The 15,745-nt window shown below is 73.8% G+C and carries 20 protein-coding genes; 16 read left to right on the top strand and 4 right to left on the bottom strand.

Going from position 1 to position 15,745, the window contains the following annotated elements; all coding sequences use genetic code 11:
• The first annotated feature begins 65 nt into the window (after window positions 1-65).
• The 8 genes from rpsP to ACLQ21_RS10730 all read left to right on the top strand — a co-directional run bounded on the left by rpsP (window position 66) and on the right by ACLQ21_RS10730 (window position 4,883).
• Window positions 66-488 (top strand): 30S ribosomal protein S16, encoded by a 423-nt coding sequence (rpsP, locus tag ACLQ21_RS10765; protein WP_425663545.1) that lies wholly within the window; start codon window positions 66-68, stop codon window positions 486-488.
• A gap of 2 nt (window positions 489-490) precedes the next feature.
• Complete coding sequence (locus ACLQ21_RS10760) at window positions 491-727, top strand: RNA-binding protein (protein ID WP_425663543.1); 237 nt, start codon at window positions 491-493, stop codon at window positions 725-727.
• Window positions 728-734: 7 nt separating this feature from the next.
• The gene (gene rimM / locus ACLQ21_RS10755) at window positions 735-1,400 is read left to right on the top strand and encodes a ribosome maturation factor RimM (RefSeq protein ID WP_425663542.1); all 666 of its coding nucleotides are present in this window, start codon (window positions 735-737) and stop codon (window positions 1,398-1,400) included.
• 3 nt (window positions 1,401-1,403) lie between these two features.
• The gene (gene trmD / locus ACLQ21_RS10750) at window positions 1,404-2,117 is read left to right on the top strand and encodes a tRNA (guanosine(37)-N1)-methyltransferase TrmD (RefSeq protein WP_425663540.1); all 714 of its coding nucleotides are present in this window, start codon (window positions 1,404-1,406) and stop codon (window positions 2,115-2,117) included.
• 65 nt (window positions 2,118-2,182) lie between these two features.
• A complete protein-coding gene (locus tag ACLQ21_RS10745) occupies window positions 2,183-2,806 on the top strand; it encodes a hypothetical protein (RefSeq protein WP_425663538.1) in 624 nt (207 codons plus the stop codon).
• Window positions 2,807-3,002: 196 nt separating this feature from the next.
• Complete coding sequence (rplS, locus tag ACLQ21_RS10740; protein WP_425663537.1) at window positions 3,003-3,353, top strand: 50S ribosomal protein L19; 351 nt, start codon at window positions 3,003-3,005, stop codon at window positions 3,351-3,353.
• Between the two features lie 133 nt (window positions 3,354-3,486).
• Window positions 3,487-4,257, top strand: a complete 771-nt coding sequence (lepB, locus tag ACLQ21_RS10735; protein ID WP_425663535.1) for a signal peptidase I — start codon at window positions 3,487-3,489, stop codon at window positions 4,255-4,257.
• Window positions 4,257-4,883, top strand: coding sequence for a ribonuclease HII (locus ACLQ21_RS10730; RefSeq protein WP_425663533.1), 627 nt, complete (start codon window positions 4,257-4,259; stop codon window positions 4,881-4,883). The genes lepB and ACLQ21_RS10730 overlap by 1 nt, the downstream gene beginning before the upstream one ends.
• A 55-nt stretch (window positions 4,884-4,938) precedes the next feature.
• Here the strand turns inward: ACLQ21_RS10730 and ACLQ21_RS10725 are convergent, their stop codons facing one another.
• Entirely contained in the window at window positions 4,939-6,750 is a 1,812-nt protein-coding gene (locus ACLQ21_RS10725) for a vWA domain-containing protein (protein WP_425663531.1), read from the bottom strand.
• A gap of 167 nt (window positions 6,751-6,917) precedes the next feature.
• Here ACLQ21_RS10725 and ACLQ21_RS10720 point away from each other — a divergent pair, with 167 nt between their 5' ends.
• Window positions 6,918-7,241: a DUF2469 domain-containing protein gene (locus tag ACLQ21_RS10720; RefSeq protein WP_306231226.1), complete on the top strand. Its 324-nt coding sequence runs from the start codon at window positions 6,918-6,920 to the stop codon at window positions 7,239-7,241.
• A gap of 10 nt (window positions 7,242-7,251) precedes the next feature.
• Here the strand turns inward: ACLQ21_RS10720 and ACLQ21_RS10715 are convergent, their stop codons facing one another.
• Entirely contained in the window at window positions 7,252-7,644 is a 393-nt protein-coding gene (locus ACLQ21_RS10715; RefSeq protein WP_425663529.1) for a hypothetical protein, read from the bottom strand.
• Between the two features lie 3 nt (window positions 7,645-7,647).
• Window positions 7,648-7,836: a hypothetical protein gene (locus tag ACLQ21_RS10710; protein ID WP_425663527.1), complete on the bottom strand. Its 189-nt coding sequence runs from the start codon at window positions 7,834-7,836 to the stop codon at window positions 7,648-7,650.
• 109 nt (window positions 7,837-7,945) lie between these two features.
• Here ACLQ21_RS10710 and ACLQ21_RS10705 point away from each other — a divergent pair, with 109 nt between their 5' ends.
• From ACLQ21_RS10705 to ACLQ21_RS10685, 5 genes are all read left to right on the top strand, one after another.
• Window positions 7,946-8,299: a YraN family protein gene (locus tag ACLQ21_RS10705; protein WP_425663525.1), complete on the top strand. Its 354-nt coding sequence runs from the start codon at window positions 7,946-7,948 to the stop codon at window positions 8,297-8,299.
• Window positions 8,296-9,807 carry a YifB family Mg chelatase-like AAA ATPase gene (locus tag ACLQ21_RS10700; RefSeq protein ID WP_425663523.1) on the top strand — a complete coding sequence of 504 codons (1,512 nt, stop codon included), beginning with the start codon at window positions 8,296-8,298 and terminating at the stop codon, window positions 9,805-9,807. Before ACLQ21_RS10705 ends, ACLQ21_RS10700 begins: the two co-directional genes overlap by 4 nt.
• Window positions 9,804-11,009: a DNA-processing protein DprA gene (dprA, locus tag ACLQ21_RS10695; protein WP_425663522.1), complete on the top strand. Its 1,206-nt coding sequence runs from the start codon at window positions 9,804-9,806 to the stop codon at window positions 11,007-11,009. Before ACLQ21_RS10700 ends, dprA begins: the two co-directional genes overlap by 4 nt.
• A 205-nt stretch (window positions 11,010-11,214) precedes the next feature.
• On the top strand, window positions 11,215-12,108 hold the full coding sequence (locus tag ACLQ21_RS10690) for a metallophosphoesterase family protein (protein ID WP_425663520.1): 894 nt from the start codon (window positions 11,215-11,217) through the stop codon (window positions 12,106-12,108).
• A gap of 1 nt (window position 12,109) precedes the next feature.
• A complete protein-coding gene (locus ACLQ21_RS10685) occupies window positions 12,110-13,012 on the top strand; it encodes a tyrosine recombinase XerC (protein ID WP_425663519.1) in 903 nt (300 codons plus the stop codon).
• Here the strand turns inward: ACLQ21_RS10685 and ACLQ21_RS10680 are convergent.
• Entirely contained in the window at window positions 12,897-13,490 is a 594-nt protein-coding gene (locus ACLQ21_RS10680) for a murein hydrolase activator EnvC family protein (RefSeq protein WP_425663517.1), read from the bottom strand. The genes ACLQ21_RS10685 and ACLQ21_RS10680 overlap by 116 nt on opposite strands.
• 263 nt (window positions 13,491-13,753) lie before the next feature.
• Between ACLQ21_RS10680 and rpsB the strand changes: the two genes are divergently transcribed.
• Window positions 13,754-14,788 carry a 30S ribosomal protein S2 gene (gene rpsB / locus ACLQ21_RS10675; protein WP_425663515.1) on the top strand — a complete coding sequence of 345 codons (1,035 nt, stop codon included), beginning with the start codon at window positions 13,754-13,756 and terminating at the stop codon, window positions 14,786-14,788.
• Window positions 14,789-14,798: 10 nt separating this feature from the next.
• Entirely contained in the window at window positions 14,799-15,626 is an 828-nt protein-coding gene (gene tsf, locus ACLQ21_RS10670) for a translation elongation factor Ts (protein WP_425663513.1), read from the top strand.
• Window positions 15,627-15,745 lie beyond the last annotated feature (119 nt).

Genomic DNA, 15,745 nt, shown 5'->3' with positions numbered 1-15,745 from the left:
GCGGGCCGCGCATATCCCACGTGCGCAGGCCGCGGTGCAACACGAGAACACAAAGCAGGAGAACTGTGGCAGTCAAGATCCGTCTGAAGCGCTTCGGCAAGATCCGCGCACCCTACTACCGCGTCGTCGTCGCCGACTCGCGCACCAAGCGCGACGGTCGCGTCATCGAGGAGATCGGGAAGTACCACCCGACCGTGCACCCCTCGCTGATCGAGATCGACAGCGAGCGCGCCCAGTACTGGCTCGGTGTCGGCGCGCAGCCGACCGAGCAGGTTGCGGCGCTCCTCAAGCTCACGGGCGACTGGGGCAAGTTCTCGGGCGAGGGCTCGACCGAGAACCAGGTCAAGCAGCCCGAGGGCAAGGTGGCGTTCGCCGCCGACGAGCTCAAGAAGCCGGTGCTGAAGCCCAAGGCCGAGAAGCCGGCCGAGGCTCCCGCCGCTGCCGAGGAGGCGCCCGCCGCCGCCGAGGCCGAGTCGACCGAGTCCTGACCATGCTGCGCGACGCCCTCGAGCACCTCGTCAAGGGGATCGTCGATCGCCCCGGCGACGTGCGCGTCGGCGCGCGCGACACGCAGCGCGGCGAGGTCCTCGAGGTGCACGTGCACCCCGAGGACCTCGGCCGCGTCATCGGGCGCGGCGGCCGCACGGCCGGCGCGCTGCGCACCGTGATCGGTGCGCTCCCCGGAGGACGCCGCGTCCGCGTGGACGTGGTGGACACCGATCGCTAGGCCCGCCGTGCCCGCCCGCACCCAGCTGCGCGTGGGACGGCTCACGAGGGCCCACGGGCTCAAGGGCGCGATCAAGGTCGAGCTCTACACCGACGACCCCGAGCGCCGGTTCACGCCGGGCGCGCGCTTCGCGCTGCAGGTGCCCACGTCGTCGAAGTGGCACGGCAAGACGCTCGAGCTGCTCGAGCTGCGCGTCTACAACGGCACACCCGTCGCCTTCTTCGCCGGCGTCACCGACCGCACCGAGGCGGAGTCGCTCGTCAAGGCCGTGCTCTGGATCGATCAGGACCCGACCGAGGTCTCGACCGAGCCCGACGCCTGGTACGTGCACCAGCTCGCCGGCCTCGAGGTCTGGCGCGACGGCGCCCGCATCGGCCGCGTCGTGCGCGTCGACCCGATGCCGGCCCAGGACATGCTCATCATCGAGATCGACGGCACCGAGGCGATGGTGCCGTTCGTCAAGGCGATCGTGCCGGAGGTCGACCTCCGCGCCGGCCGCATCGTCATCACGCCGCCGCCCGGACTGCTCGAGGAGCTCGAGACGTCCGAGGACGAAGCCGTCGCACCGGCGAGCGCGGACGCCGCCGACGAGGCAGCCGGCGACGTCGCAACCGGTGATGACGCATCCGTCGACGAGGCACCGACGCAGGCCGACGGCGACGACCGGGCCTAGCGCGTGCGCTTCGACATCGTCACGATCTTCCCCGAGTTCTTCGGCGTCCTCGACGTCTCGCTGCTCGGGCGGGCGCGCCGCGACGGCGTGCTCGAGCTCGGCGTGCACGACCTGCGCGAGTGGACGCACGACCGCCACCGCACCGTCGACGACACCCCGTACGGCGGCGGCGCCGGCATGGTGATGAAGCCGGAGCCGTGGGGCGAGGCGTTCGACGCGCTGCTCGGGCCCGAGGACGGCCCGCCGTCGGATGCGCTGGTGATCTTCACGACACCCGCTGGCGTGCCGTTCACCCAGTCGCTCGCCCGCGAGCTGGCGACCGAGTCGCGCATCGTGTTCGCGTGCGGTCGCTACGAGGGCATCGACGCGCGGGTCGCGGAGCACGTCGCGACGCGCGCCCGCGTGCTCGAGGTGAGCCTCGGCGACTACGTGCTCAACGGCGGCGAGGTCGCCGCGATGGCCATGATCGAGGCGATCGGCAGGCTCGTGCCCGGCGTGGTCGGCAACCCCGAGAGCCTCGTCGAGGAGAGCCACGAGGACGGCCTGCTCGAGCACCCGTCGTACACGAAGCCGCGCGTGTGGCGCGGCCTCGAGGTGCCCGAGGTGCTGCGCGGCGGCAACCACGCGGCCGTCGACGCCTGGCGCCGGGCGGAGGCGCTCGAGCGCACCCGGCGGGTGCGGCCCGACCTGCTGCCGGGCGGCGACAGCCCGCTCTAGCGCGCGGCGCCAGCCCTCAGCGAACACGGGGGCGATCAGCGGCCCCTGGCGTTAGCCTCGATGCCATGGCAGCGAGCGCACGCACGTCGACCCGAGCCGGGCAGCGGCACTGGGCGCTGCGCGGGTTCTTCTGGGCGATGATCGGCGCCATCGTGGTGCTGCCCGCCTGGATCATGTTCGGCCGCGCCCTCGCGGGCGCTCCGCTGGGGGACTGGCTGCTGCTGCAGGCGCTGCTGGGACCGGCGCTCGCCGTGCTCATCGGCGTCGTCGTCGGCCTCACCGTCGCGCGCAAGCAGGTGCGCCGGCCCCGCGCGGTGCAGTGGCGCGACGTGCGCCTCATCGGCCCCTGGCTGCTCGTCATCGCGCTCATGGGCTTCACCGTCGTCGACTCGGGCGGCGGACGCACCGGCAGCGCCCTCACCGCGTGGCTCGGCGACGGCTGGCTGACCGCATCCCAGTCCTTCACCGCCATCGGCGTGCTCATCACCGTCATCGGCGGAGCCGTGCTCGCGTGGCTGCAGGCGCTCGAGCTGGGTCGCGAGACCCGGGCGCGCGTCGAGCGCGCCGTGAACGACCTGCAGGCGCCCATCATCGAGCAGCGCGCCCGCCGCGCCGACGCGACGTTCGAGCCCGTCGACGGGCCGCAGGCCGGCAGGGTCATCAGCATCGACGACGACCCTCGCGGCTGACCCGGCGCGCCGCCGCGCCGTTGGCGTGGACCGCGCGCGTGTGGCAAGATGGCTCGTTGGTGCCACGTAGTCACCGCCTTCGCGCGGCCACTGCCACATTTCCTCTGCCACAGGGGAGCGGCGGGCACCGCACCAGAACCCCTGATCCTTCCTATTGCGCGGCCGACCTGTGGCGGCTGCAGAGAGCGACACCGCCATGCACATCCTCGACAAGGTCGATGCGACCAGCCTCCGTTCCGACGTCCCCGACTTCCGCCCCGGCGACAACGTCAAGGTGCACGTCAACATCATCGAGGGCTCGCGCTCGCGCGTGCAGATCTTCCAGGGCGTCGTCATCGGCCGCCAGGGCCACGGCGTGCGCGAGACCTTCACGGTCCGCAAGGTGTCGTTCCAGGTCGGCGTCGAGCGCACCTTCCCCGTGCACTCCCCGGTCATCGACCACATCGAGATCGTGAGCCGCGGCGACGTGCGCCGCGCGAAGCTGTACTACCTGCGCGGCCTGCGCGGCAAGGCAGCGAAGATCCGCGAGAAGCGCGACCACTCCTGATCCACGACGAACGGGGCCGGCTCCACGCCGGCCCCGTTCGCGCGTTCGTGGCCTGATCGTGACCCGCCGCGTCGAGCGGGCCACGGGTCGGGCACACGCGCGCACCTAGACTTGCCGAGGCGAAGGGTGGGGGATGACGGACACGGTCGAGACCGGCGAGGTCGGCCGCGAGCGGTCCAGCGGGCGCGGCTTCCTGCTGTTCCTGCGCGACCTCGTGGTGATCTTCCTCATCGCGCTCCTCATCTCGTTCCTGGTGAAGACGTTCCTGATCCGGCCGTTCTGGATCCCGTCGGAGTCGATGAACGAGACCCTGCAGGTCGACGACCGCATCATCGTCAGCCTGCTGACGCCCGCCGTCGTGCCGGTCGAGCGCGGCGACGTCGTGGTCTTCGAGGATCCGGGCGGCTGGCTGCCCGAGCCGCCGGCGGAGCAGGAGGCCGGCCTGCTCGGCACCGTCGACTGGTTCCTCACCTTCGTCGGCCTCGCACCCGAGGACGACCACGGCTACCTCATCAAGCGCGTCATCGGCCTGCCCGGCGATCGCGTCGAGTGCTGCAACGACTTCGGGCAGCTCACGGTCAACGGTGTGCCGATCGACGAGCCCTACCTGCACCTCGACGCGCCCGGGCAGCCGGCGAGCTCGGTCGCCTTCGACGTCACCGTGCCGGAGGGCCACCTCTGGGTGCTTGGAGACAACCGCAACCACTCCGGTGACTCGCGCGCCCACATGGACGCGCCCGGCGGCGGCTTCGTGCCGATCGCGTCGGTGGTCGGCCGCGCGGTGCTCATCTCGTGGCCGCTCGAGCGGTGGACGCTGCTCGACGGCTACGAGTCCTCCTACGTCGGCGTCGAGCCGCAGAGCGCGCCAGAGGAGCGCCTGCTGCCGCTCGGCGTCTCGGCCTGATGCCCGAGCTGCCCACGCTCGAGGTCGAGCGCGAGCTGTGGGCGGTGACGCCGCTCGTGATCGGCATGGATGAGGTCGGTCGCGGCGCGCTCGCCGGTCCGGTGAGCGTCGGGGCGCTCGCGCTGCGACCCGACTGCGGCGAGTGGCCGGAGCACCTCCGCGACTCCAAGACGATGACCGAGCCGCGCAGGGTCGCGACCGCGCCGCTCGTGCGCTCGTGGGGCGTGAGCGCCGTCGGCCACGCGACGAACGACGAGATCGACGCGCTCGGCATCCAGGTCGCGCTCGGGCTCGCCGGCAGGCGCGCGCTCGTCGGCCTGCACGAGGCCGGCGTCGACGTGCCGGCGGCGGCGATCCTGCTCGACGGCATCCACGACTGGCTCGCCCCGGCGCTGCGCAGGCCGGTGCGCACCGTGCTGCGTGCGAAGGCGGACCGGGACTGCGCATCCGTCTCGGGTGCCGCGCTCGTGGCGAAGGTCGAGCGCGACAGCCGGATGATCGAGTGGGACGGCGTGCACCCCGGCTACGGCTGGACGTCGAACAAGGGCTACGGCTCCGCCACCCACCTCGCCGCGATCGCCGAGCTCGGGCCGAGCGTGCTGCACCGGCGGTCGTGGCTGCACTGAGCCCGCTGCGACTGGGCCGGCGGCGGCCGGGCCGCCTGGTGCGACGGATGCGTCGTCAGCCGCGGTAGCGCGGCGCTCGGCGCTGGCGCAGCCACATCGCGACCGCGATGAGGGCGATGACGAGCAGGCCGACGCCCGCGAACACCGCGACGACCGTCCACGCGGCGGCGTCGAGCGCCGGGCCGGCGGCGGCGGGCGGCGGCGCGGCATCGACCGGCGGCGCTCCGGAGAGGTCGGGCGTGCCGGCGGGCTCCCCGACCACCTCGATCGTGACGAGCAGCGGCGACGGCGTCGTGCCCGCATCCGCCTCGAAGCCGACGGCGACGATGTACTCGCCCGACATCACCGGCCGCTTCACGGCCCCCGGGTTGCCGTCGAACATCACCGGCGCGGCGGTGACCGCGACCGACGAGCCGGGCTCGGGCATCGCCTGGGCCCAGCGCACGCCGTCGGACGTCGTCGCGAGCAGGGCCGACACGTCGGCGCCGACCGGGTCGAGCACCTGCAGGATGCCGTAGGCGCTGGGCGGCGCCGGGTACGCCGGGTCGAGGCTCGCCTGCACGTGCAGCGTCTGCCCCCACTCGGCCGCGACGCGGAAGAACTGGAACTCGCTCGGCAGCATGTCGGTGCGGTAGGAGCCGGGCGCGATGAGCGGCGCGTCGTTGAGGCTCGAGCCGCCGACGACAGGACCGCCCGCGCCGTCGCCCGCGAGCGAGAGCTGCCAGCCGCGCTCCGCGTCGGCCGGCGCGGGGAGGGAAGCGGCGTTGCTCGGCCACGCGTGCTCCGCGATGCGCAGCTCGAAGGGCACCGCGACGCCGGGCGGCGTGGTCGCGGCGACCGACAGGAGTAGCTGCTCGGCGGTGGCGCACGCGTGCTCCGGGCTGCCCTCCGCGGCGCTCACGCGGCCTGCGAAGACCGAGAATCGGTCCTCGCCGAGCGCGGTGATGCTCGTGGCGTCGCACGCCTCGCCGTCGGGGGTCGTGAGCGTGCCTTCGACGGTGACGCTGCCATCGTGCGGCAGGCGGCCGGCGATGCCGACGTGGATGACGGAGCCCGGTGTGCCGCGATCGACGAGGTAGTGGAGGGTCGAGTCGCCGACGAGCTCGTCGACGTACTGCGCGCCCGCGGCGAGCGCCGGGGCACCGTCGGCGGACAGCGTGCCATCGACGGGCTCGCCCACGACGCCGAAGGGCCGGAACGCGCGTGCCGAGAGCCGCTCGAGCGCGTGCTGCAGGCTGCTCGCCTCGGAGACGCCGAGGTAGTCGCCGCGGCCGCGGTCGGCGATGCACTGCAGCTGCTCGCGCGCCGCCTCGTCGACGTCGAGGCCGATGACGTCGATGCGCATGTCGATGTCGTCCTCGGCGAGCTGCGCCGCGACGACGCACGGGTCGGGCTCGCAGTTCGCGATGCCGTCGGAGACGAGCAGGATGGCGCGCTGCCCGCTCTCGCCGAGGTCCTGGCCCGCCTGCTGCAGCGCGTAGCCGATCGGCGTCTCGCCGAACGGCTCATAGCGGTCGACGGCGTCGCGGAGCGCGTCGCGGTTGTCGACGCCGATCGGCACGAGCAGCTGCGAGTCGGTGCACGAGGCCGGGTTGGCGAGGTCCTCGGTCGTGGCGCCGAAGACGCGCAGCCCGACGCGGTTGCTGTCGGGCAGGTCACCGATGACCGCACCGAGTGCCTCCTGCGCCGCGTCGATGCGCGAGGCTCCGCCGGCGGCGGGTTCGGCCATCGACCCGGATGCGTCGAGCACGAGCATGAGCCCGCCCTCGCCGGTGGCGGTGGCGGTGCCGCTCGCCGCCGCGGGTGCGGCGGCGAGTGCTGGCGCGCCGAGCGCGAGCGCGAGGACGAGCGCGACGTACGTCGTCATCCGCCGCATCAGCGCTCCGATCTCGAAATGTGCCGCCTCTGCGAATCTACGGCTTTTCTCGCGGGCACACGCGACTTGCTGCCGGTGTGCTGGCGGAATGCTCGCGTGAGGCGGCAGCGCGGGCGGCCACGGGCCGGACACGGTGGCGGGGGCCATAGGATGAGGATGTGGAACCCGAGGACATCGAGGACTACGACCGCGAGGTCGAGCTGGCCCTCTTCAAGGAGTACCGCGACGTCGTCAGCATGTTCAAGCACGTCGTCGAGACCGAGCGACGGTTCTACCTCGCGAATGACGTGAAGGTCACCCGCCACGACGCGGGCACCGACTTCTACTTCGAGCTCGAGCTCACCGACGTCTGGGTGTGGGACATCTACCGCTCCGACCGGTTCATCAAGTCGGCGCGCATCCTCACGTTCAAGGACGTCAACGTCGAGGAGCTCGCGTCCCGCGACCTCGAGCTGCCGAAGGACCTCGCGATCGAGGAGTAGGCCTCGCGGCTCACTCCGCGCCGGCGTCGTTCCGCACGCGTCTGCGCTCGGCAAGGAAGTCGGCGACGCCGATGCTCAGCAGCGCCGTGCCGACCACGACCGTGAACCAGCTCGACTCCCGGTCGACGCTGACCTTCATCGTCACCACGAGCGCCGCGGTGCCGGCGAGCAGCAGGCCGCGCACCCGCGGCCGCTGCGGGGTCGGAGCGGCGCCGGAGGGCGACGGCAGCGCGGCCATGATCGCGATCACGAGGCCGGCGACGACGGCGCCGAGCGCCCACACGCGCACAGCGCCGGCGATGCCGTGCTCGGCGGGATCGATCGCGCTGGCGGTCGCGATCGCGAGCGCGGCGAGCAGCAGCCCGCCGATGACCGGCGCGGTGCCGCGCGCGGGCGCGCCCATGCGTCAGCTCTCGGTGCGCTTCGAGCGCTCCTCGCGCACCATCGTCGCTGCCTCGTCGCGCTCTGCCTGGATGCCGGCATCGCTGAGCTGACGCAGCACGTCATCGATCGCGGCACCTTCGTCGCCGTCGAGCGCGATGTGCACGCCGCTGCTGAGGAGCTGCCTGAGCTTGGGGTTCCACTCGATCTCCATGCGTCAAGCGTGGCACCGTCACCTGGAGGACGGTAGGAGCCGTCGCTGTTCTCCACAGGGCGGGTCCGAGCGCGCGCCGGCACGTCGCCGGCTGCGCTTCCATGCCCGCATGCGCGCGAAGGATCAGCTGGGGCTCGACGGTGAGGCCGCCGCGAGCGTGCACCTCGAGCGCGCCGGCATGCGGATCGTCGACCGCCGGTGGCGGTGCGCCCACGGCGAGCTCGACATCGTCGCCCGCGACGGCGACACGCTCGTCTTCGTCGAGGTGAAGACGCGGCGCGGGCTCGCGTACGGCCATCCGTTCGAGGCGATCACCCCCGACAAGGTCCGCCGCCTGCGCCTGCTCGCGGGCCTCTGGCTGCAGGAGCGGCCGCACCGCGGCCCGATTCGCATGGATGCCGTCGGCATCGTCGCACCGCGCTCCGGCCCGTGGCGGGTCGAGCACCTGCGGGGCATCGAGTGAGCGGCTTCGGACGCGCCGCGTGCGTCGCCCTGCAGGGGCTCGCCGGCGTCGGCGTGCAGATCGAGGTGCACGCGTCGTCCGGCCTGCCCCGAGTGCACGTCGTCGGCTTGCCCGACCGCGCCGTGCAGCAGGCGCAGCACCGCACGTGGAGCGCGATCGCGCGCATGGGGGTGACCGCGCCGAGCGGCAAGGTCGTCATCAACCTCACGCCGGCCTCGCTGCCGAAGGCCGGCACGCACTTCGACCTCGCGATGGCCGTCGCGGTGCTGCGCGCGATCGGCGTGGTACCCGCAGACGACGGCTCGACCGCGCTCGTGGGCGAGCTCGGCCTCGACGGTCGGCTGCGCCCGGTCGCGGGCACGCTGCCGCTCGCGCGAGCCGCCGCCGGGTTCGGGCTCACGCGCATCGTGGTGCCGACCGCATCCGTCGACGAGGCATCGCTCGTCGAGGGCCTCCGCGTGCTGGGCGCGCCGAGCCTCGCCCACGCGGCGGCGCTCCTCGGCGCCGACATCGACCCGGAACCGGTCGAGCCGGTCCCGGCCGCTGCCGCGACGCCCCGCTCGCACACCGACCTCGACCTCGCCGACGTCGTGGGCAACCGGGAGGCGGTGCAGGCGCTCGAGATCGCCGCTGCGGGCGCGCACCACCTGATGATGGTCGGGCCGCCGGGTGCAGGCAAGACGATGCTCGCGATGCGGCTGCCCGGGATCCTGCCACCGCTCGACACCGATGCGGCGCTCGAGGTCGCGTCGCTGCGCTCGCTCGCGGGCGAGCCCGCGCCGCCGACGCTCGACGCGGTGCCGCCCTTCGAGCATCCGCATCACTCGGCGACCGCGGTCTCGCTCATCGGTGGCGGCTCCGGCACGATCCGGCCCGGCGCGGCGGCGCGCGCGACACACGGCGTGCTCTTCCTCGACGAGGCCCCCGAGTTCCCGCGCGCCGTGCTCGACATGCTGCGGCAGCCGCTCGAATCGGGCACGATCACGATCCACCGCGCTGCCGGCGTCGCGACCTTCCCCGCCCGCTTCCAGCTGCTGCTCGCCGCCAACCCCTGCCCGTGCGGGCTGTTCGGCACGGGCGACTGCTCGTGCGCGCCGCAGCAGCGCCGCCGCTACTTCGGCCGCCTCTCGGGTCCGCTGCTCGACCGGGTCGACCTGCAGGTGCGCGTCGACCGGGTCGCGCCGGGGAGCGAGGGCGAGCGCCGCACGACCGCGGCGGCGTCCGCGAGCGTCGCGGCGGCGCGCGCTCGCGCCGCACGACGACTCGAGGGCACCGGCTGGGCCGCGATGGGTCATGTGCCAGGGCCGTGGCTGCGCCGGAACCTGCCGCTCGACCGCTCGCTGCTCGAGCCGCTCGAGCGCGCGGTCGAGCGGGGAGCGCTCACGATGCGCGGCATGGATCGCGCGATCCGCGTCGCGTGGACCGCCGCCGACCTCGACGACGCGGCGACGCCGACGAGGGCGCACATCGGGCGCGCGCTCGCGCTCAGGAAGGGGATCCCGGCATGAGCACGTTCCGCATCGAGCCCGCCCGGCTGCGCGCTGCGGTCGAGCCGACGTTGCCGCCGGGCGTCGCGACACCATCCGATGCCGAGGTGCTCGAGCGCTTCGCCGCTGGCGCGTGGACGGTGCTGCCGGAGCCCGGCGACGGCGTCGCGGGGCTCGTCCGCGAGCGGCTCGGACAGGTGCGCTCGCTCGAGCTGCTCGTCGACGGCGCGAGCGCCGCGACCTGGGCCGGCGAGCTGGACGGTCACGCCGCTGCGAGCGACGTCGCGCAGGCCATCGCCCGCTGGCAGCCGCGGCTCGCCGCCGAGCGCATCCTCGGTGCGTTCACGCAGGGCGCGGCGTTCGGGCAGCGACTGCTCACCCGCGCCGACGACGCCTGGCCGGATGCGCTCGACGACCTCGGTCCGCACGCGCCGGCGGCGCTGTGGGTGCGGGGCGACCCGGCGTCGCTCGACGCCTGCGCTCGCTCCGCGGCGCTCGTCGGGTCACGCGCATCCTCGGGCTACGGCGAGCTCGTCACCGGACAGCTCGCGGCGGGCCTCGTCAGCCGGCGCTTCGCCGTCGTCTCCGGCGGCGCGTACGGCATCGACGGCACGGCGCACCGGGCCACCATGGCCGCCGCCGGCACGACGGTGGCTGTCCTCGCGGGCGGGCTCGACCGCTTCTACCCCGCGGGGCACGACGAGTTGCTGCAGCGCGTCGCCGAAACCTCGTGCGTGATCGCCGAGGCGCCGAGCGGCGTGCCGCCGACGCGCTGGCGCTTCCTCGCCCGCAACCGGCTGATCGCCGCGCTCGCGAGCGTGACGGTGGTCGTGGAGGCGGGCAGCCGCTCGGGTTCCATCAACACCGCGGGGCACGCGGCCGCGCTCGGCCGGCCGCTCGGCGCCGTCCCGGGACCGGTCACGTCGGGCTCGAGCACGGGTTGCCACCGGCTGCTGCGCGAGTACGGCGCGACGCTCGTCGAGCGGGCCGAGCACATCGTCGAGCTCGTCGACGGGCCGGGCGACGAGGCCGCGCCGCTCGACGCGCTCTCGAGCGACGAGGTGCGGGTGCTCGATGCGCTGAGCACCAGGGCGGCCCGCTCGGTCGACGAGCTCGCCGTCCGCACGGGCATGGCGCCCGGCGACGTCACCGCGTCGCTCGCCCTGCTGGAGCTGAGCGCGCGAGCCGTCGAGCGGGCGAGCGGCTGGGTGCGCGACCGGTGACCGCTGGCCCGCGGACCTGCCGCCCACGGGACCCCTTCCACCGACGGGGACCCGGTGCACCGGGTCCCGGATGGTGGAAGGGGTCCCGTGAGCGGAAGGGCGACGGAGCGGGCCGCGCGCTCCCGGGCGAGGCGGCGCCGCGTCCCGCCGGGTGCTCGCGGGCGAGGCGGCGCTGCTCCCCGCCGGGCGTGGCTAGCCTGGGCGGGTGAGCCTCGGCATCCACCCTGACCCCGCTGCGGTCATCGCGCACCTCAGCGACACCCACCTGCTCGCGGGCGGCGCGCCGCTCGCCGGCCTCGTCGACACCGAGCAGCACCTGCGCGACACGGCGGCGCGGCTCGCGGTCGCCGCCGCCGATGCCGACGTGATCGTCGTCTCGGGCGACGTCGCCGACTTGGGGGAGCCTGGCGCGTACGCCCTCGCCCGCGAGATCCTCGAGCCCGTCGCCGAGACGATCGGCGTGCCGATCGTCTGGACAGCCGGCAACCACGACGAGCGCGCCGCGATGCGCGAGGCGCTCGGGCTGCCGGGCGCGCCGCTCGACCCGATCGACTCGGTGCTGCAGGTCGGCGACCTGCGGATCGTCGCGCTCGACTCGAGCCTGCCCGGCTGGCACCACGGCGGCCTCGACGAGGGGCAGGCCGCGTGGCTGACCGACGCGCTCGCCGATCCGCCGCCGCTCGGCTCGGTGCTCGTCATGCACCATCCGCCGCTCGCGTACCGCGGTCGCCTGATGCGGCTGCTGGAGTTCCGCGACGAGGCGCTGCTCGCCGACGCGATCGGCGACGCCGACGTGCGCGCGATCCTCTCCGGCCACCTGCACATCAACGGCTCCGGCACCTTCGCCGAGATCCCGGTGATGCTCGCGGGCGCCACGAGCTACGCGGACGACCTCGGCGGCCCTCCGCCTGCCATGCACGGGATCGACGCCACACAGTCGTTCAACCTCATCGAGGTGTACGCCGACAGCGTCGCGCACTCCGTCGTGCCGGCGCTGCCGCATCCGGCGCGGGAGACCATCTCGCTGCAGCTCGCGGAGCAGGTGATCGCGCTCGACCCCGCCACGCGCGCCGACCGCTTCAGCAGGAAGCCGGATTGACGTGCGCGTCGCGGAGGCCGTCGAGGGCTACCTCGCGCACCTCGAGCGCGAGCGCGGCTACTCGGCGAACACCGTGCGCGGCTACCGCGGTGATCTCCGCAGCCTGACGGAGCACTGCGACCGCGCGGGCGTCGATGACGTCCGGGCGCTCGACATCGATGCGCTCCGCGACTGGCTCTACGCGAGCGCGCAGGCGGGCTGCGGCAAGGCGACGATCGCCCGGCGCAGCGCCGCCGCCCGCGGCCTGAGCCGCTGGGTCGCCGCGCACGGGGGCAGCGACGTCGCGGGCAGGCTGCGCACGCCGAAGCGCGACCGGCACCTGCCGCGCGTCCTGTCGCGCGAGACGATGGATGCCGTGCTCGTCGGGCTCGCTGCCGCGGCGGGAGAGGGCGACGCCGTGGCGCTGCGCGACCTCGCGATCGTCGAGCTGCTGTACGCGAGCGCGCTCCGTGTGAGCGAGCTCGTCGGGCTCGACGTCGACGATGTCGACCTGGAGCGGCTGACGGTGCGCGTCACGGGCAAGGGCTCGAAGGAGCGGGTCGTGCCCTTCGGCAGGCCGGCGCTCGACGCGCTGCTCGACTGGATGCGGGTCGGCAGGCCGCAGCTCGCCGCCGCCGACCGCGCACACCACGCGCTCTTCCTCGGCACGCGCGGTGGACGGCTCGGCCAGCGCCGCGTGCACGAGCTCGTCACTGCCCTGCTCGAGGAGATCCCCGGCGCCGGCCCGCACGGCCCGCACACGCTGCGGCACACGGCGGCGACCCATTTGCTCGACGGCGGCGCCGACCTCAGGGCGGTGCAGGAGATGCTGGGCCACGCGAGCCTCGGCACGACGCAGATCTACACGCACGTGTCGCTCGAGCGGCTCGCCGAGGCCTACCGCGGCGCGCACCCTCGGGCGTGACCGCCGGCGGCGGCGACCGAGCCGCTCGGCCGCCCATCGGCAGCAGCACGGGCCGTGCTACCCCGAGCAGCGGCAGCGGATCGACGTAGGCGCCCCGCAACCGGGCGCCCAAGTGCAGGACGCCGGCGTGCAGTCGCAAACCGCCGCCATGCCCGGGAAGCAGCACCCCGATCCGCTGCCCGCGCGCGACGCGCTCGCCGGCGATCACCGAGGGCTCGACGGGCTCGAAGCTCGACACCAGGCCGCCCGCGTGGTCGATCGACACCACGGGCCGGCCGGCGACGGCGCCCGCGAAGCGGACGATGCCGTCGTCAGGGGAGAGCACCGAGGCGCCGGCGGGCGCCTCGATGTCGATGCCGCGGTGCCCGGCACCGTACGGTGTCTCCGGGAGGTCGAACGCGCGCACCACCTCGTGCGGCGCGACCGGCCAGCTCCAGGCGCCGATCACGAGGGCCGCCACCACCGCGAGGATGCGCATGCCGGGCATCCTGCCCGGCGCCGCCCGGTCCGCGTGCGTGACCGCGCCGCAGCGGTGGACAGCGCCCGCCCGCGGCTCGCGTCCCGAGCATGTAGCATGGTTGGGCATCGCTTGTGCGATGACTTCGCGCGCCCGTCGCGACGACACCCCCTTCGGTCCAGCTGCTCGAGCTCGCGCTCGTGCGCCTGGTGGTGGTGCGTCAGGGCGCCAGGGGCTCGACCACCCGGTCGAGCCGGCAACCAGAACAGAAGAAGGAGGCGGCCATGGCCGTCGTCACGACTCGCCAGCTGCTCGACAGCGGCGTCCACTTCGGGCACCAGACCCGTCGTTGGAACCCCAAGATGAAGCGCTTCATCTTCACGGAGCGCTCGGGCATCTACATCATCGACCTGCAGCAGTCGCTCGCCTACATCGACAAGGCCTACGACTTCGTCAAGGAGACCGTCTCGCACGGCGGCTCCGTGCTGTTCGTCGGCACCAAGAAGCAGGCGCAGGAGTCGATCGCCGAGCAGGCGACGCGCGTGGGCCAGCCCTACGTCAACCAGCGCTGGCTCGGTGGCCTCCTCACGAACTTCAACACGATCTCGAAGCGGCTCAGCCGCATGAAGGAGCTCGAGGAGCTCGACTTCGAGGACACGTCGGTCTACACCAAGAAGGAGCTGCTGCTCAAGAAGCGCGAGCTCATCAAGCTGCAGAAGTCGCTCGGCGGCATCCGCAACCTCCAGCGCACCCCCTCGGCGATCTGGATCGTCGACACGAACAAGGAGCACCTCGCGGTCGACGAGGCGAAGAAGCTCGGCATCCCGGTCATCGCCATCCTCGACACGAACTGCGACCCGGACGACGTGCAGTACCCGATCCCGGGCAACGACGACGCGATCCGCTCCGTCGCGCTGCTGACGAAGATCGTCGCCGACGCTGCCGCTGAGGGCCTCATGCAGCGCCACGGCGGCGGGGGGGCCCCCCCCCCCCCCCCCCAGGCGGGGTGGGGGCCCGGCCTGGTGGCCCACCCCCCCCCCCCCCCCCCCGCCCCGCCCCCCCCCCCCCGCCCCCCCCCCGGCGGCGGCGCCCCCGCCGCCGCCGAGCCGATGGCTGAGTGGGAGCGCGAGCTGCTCGAGCAGCACGCCACCGAGACCGCTGCCGCGCCCGCCGCCGAGGAGACGCCGGCTCAGGCCGAGGCCACCGAGGCCGCAGCCGAGGTCGCCGAGACCCCCGCCGCCGAGGAGCAGGCAGCCCCGGCTGCCGAGGAGACGGCCGTCGAGTCCACCGAGGGCGCCGCGGCGCCCGAGTCGAACTAAGGAGCAGCGGATGGCATCCATCAGCATCGCCGACCTCAAGATGCTGCGCGAGCAGCTGGGCACCGGCATGAGCGACACGAAGGCGGCCCTCGAGGAGGCCGACGGCGACGTCGAGAAGGCCACCGAGATCCTGCGCCTCAAGGGCGCGAAGGGCAACGCGAAGCGTGCCGACCGCTCCACGAGCGAGGGCCTCGTGGCCGTCGCCGAGGGCGACGGCGCCGTGACCATGATCGCGATCGGCAGCGAGACGGACTTCGTCGCGAAGAACGACAAGTTCATCGCGCTCGCCGACCGCGTCGTCGCCGCTGCCGCGGCCGCGGGCGCGACCGACCTCGAGTCGGCGCTCGCCGCTCCGGCCGAGTCGGGCACCGTGCAGTCGATGATCGAGGAGCAGGCCGCGACGCTCGGCGAGAAGATCGAGCTGACGAAGGTCTCCCGCCTCGAGGGCGAGCAGCACGCCGTCTACCTGCACCGCACCTCGAAGGACCTGCCCCCGCAGGTCGGCGTCGTGGTCGCGTACACGGGTGACGACGCCGACACGGCTCGCGCCGTGGCGCAGCACATCGCGATGTTCGACCCCACCTACGTCACGCGCGACGAGGTGCCGGCCGACGCGGTCGAGAAGGAGCGCGAGCTCGTCACCGAGATCGCTCGCGGCGAGGGCAAGCCCGACGGGGCGCTGCCGAAGATCATCGAGGGCCGCCTCAGCGGCTTCTTCAAGCAGATCGTCCTGCTCGACCAGGACTACGCCCGCGACAACAAGCAGAGCGTCGCCAAGGTGCTCGAGGCGGCTGGCCTGACGGTCACCGGCTTCGCGCGCTTCAAGGTCGGCGCGTAAGCACCAACGCACGATGAGGGCCGGGGGGAGACCCCCGGCCCTTCTCGCGTCCAGGCGGCCGTGCCGCGCCTCCCGCGCGGCGCGCACGGTAGGCTTCTGCACGGCCCGCGCTCGGGTCG

This window comes from Agrococcus sp. DT81.2 (assembly GCF_049844935.1).
Lineage (GTDB): Bacteria > Actinomycetota > Actinomycetes > Actinomycetales > Microbacteriaceae > Agrococcus.
This window is presented reverse-complemented; position numbering and strand designations above follow the sequence as displayed.

Bases quoted from the DNA above. Each gene is read 5' to 3' on its own strand.
- ACLQ21_RS10725 (WP_425663531.1), bottom strand. From the start codon at position 6,750: ATGACGACGTACGTCGCGCTCGTCCTCGCGCTCGCGCTCGGCGCGCCA.
- rplS (WP_425663537.1), top strand. From the start codon at position 3,003: ATGCACATCCTCGACAAGGTCGATGCGACCAGCCTCCGTTCCGACGTC.
- rpsB (WP_425663515.1), top strand. From the start codon at position 13,754: ATGGCCGTCGTCACGACTCGCCAGCTGCTCGACAGCGGCGTCCACTTC.
- ACLQ21_RS10710 (WP_425663527.1), bottom strand. From the start codon at position 7,836: ATGGAGATCGAGTGGAACCCCAAGCTCAGGCAGCTCCTCAGCAGCGGC.
- ACLQ21_RS10680 (WP_425663517.1), bottom strand. From the start codon at position 13,490: ATGCGCATCCTCGCGGTGGTGGCGGCCCTCGTGATCGGCGCCTGGAGC.
- ACLQ21_RS10730 (WP_425663533.1), top strand. From the start codon at position 4,257: ATGCCCGAGCTGCCCACGCTCGAGGTCGAGCGCGAGCTGTGGGCGGTG.
- dprA (WP_425663522.1), top strand. From the start codon at position 9,804: ATGAGCACGTTCCGCATCGAGCCCGCCCGGCTGCGCGCTGCGGTCGAG.
- ACLQ21_RS10760 (WP_425663543.1), top strand. From the start codon at position 491: ATGCTGCGCGACGCCCTCGAGCACCTCGTCAAGGGGATCGTCGATCGC.
- ACLQ21_RS10745 (WP_425663538.1), top strand. From the start codon at position 2,183: ATGGCAGCGAGCGCACGCACGTCGACCCGAGCCGGGCAGCGGCACTGG.
- tsf (WP_425663513.1), top strand. From the start codon at position 14,799: ATGGCATCCATCAGCATCGCCGACCTCAAGATGCTGCGCGAGCAGCTG.
- lepB (WP_425663535.1), top strand. From the start codon at position 3,487: ATGACGGACACGGTCGAGACCGGCGAGGTCGGCCGCGAGCGGTCCAGC.
- ACLQ21_RS10715 (WP_425663529.1), bottom strand. From the start codon at position 7,644: ATGGGCGCGCCCGCGCGCGGCACCGCGCCGGTCATCGGCGGGCTGCTG.
- ACLQ21_RS10705 (WP_425663525.1), top strand. From the start codon at position 7,946: ATGCGCGCGAAGGATCAGCTGGGGCTCGACGGTGAGGCCGCCGCGAGC.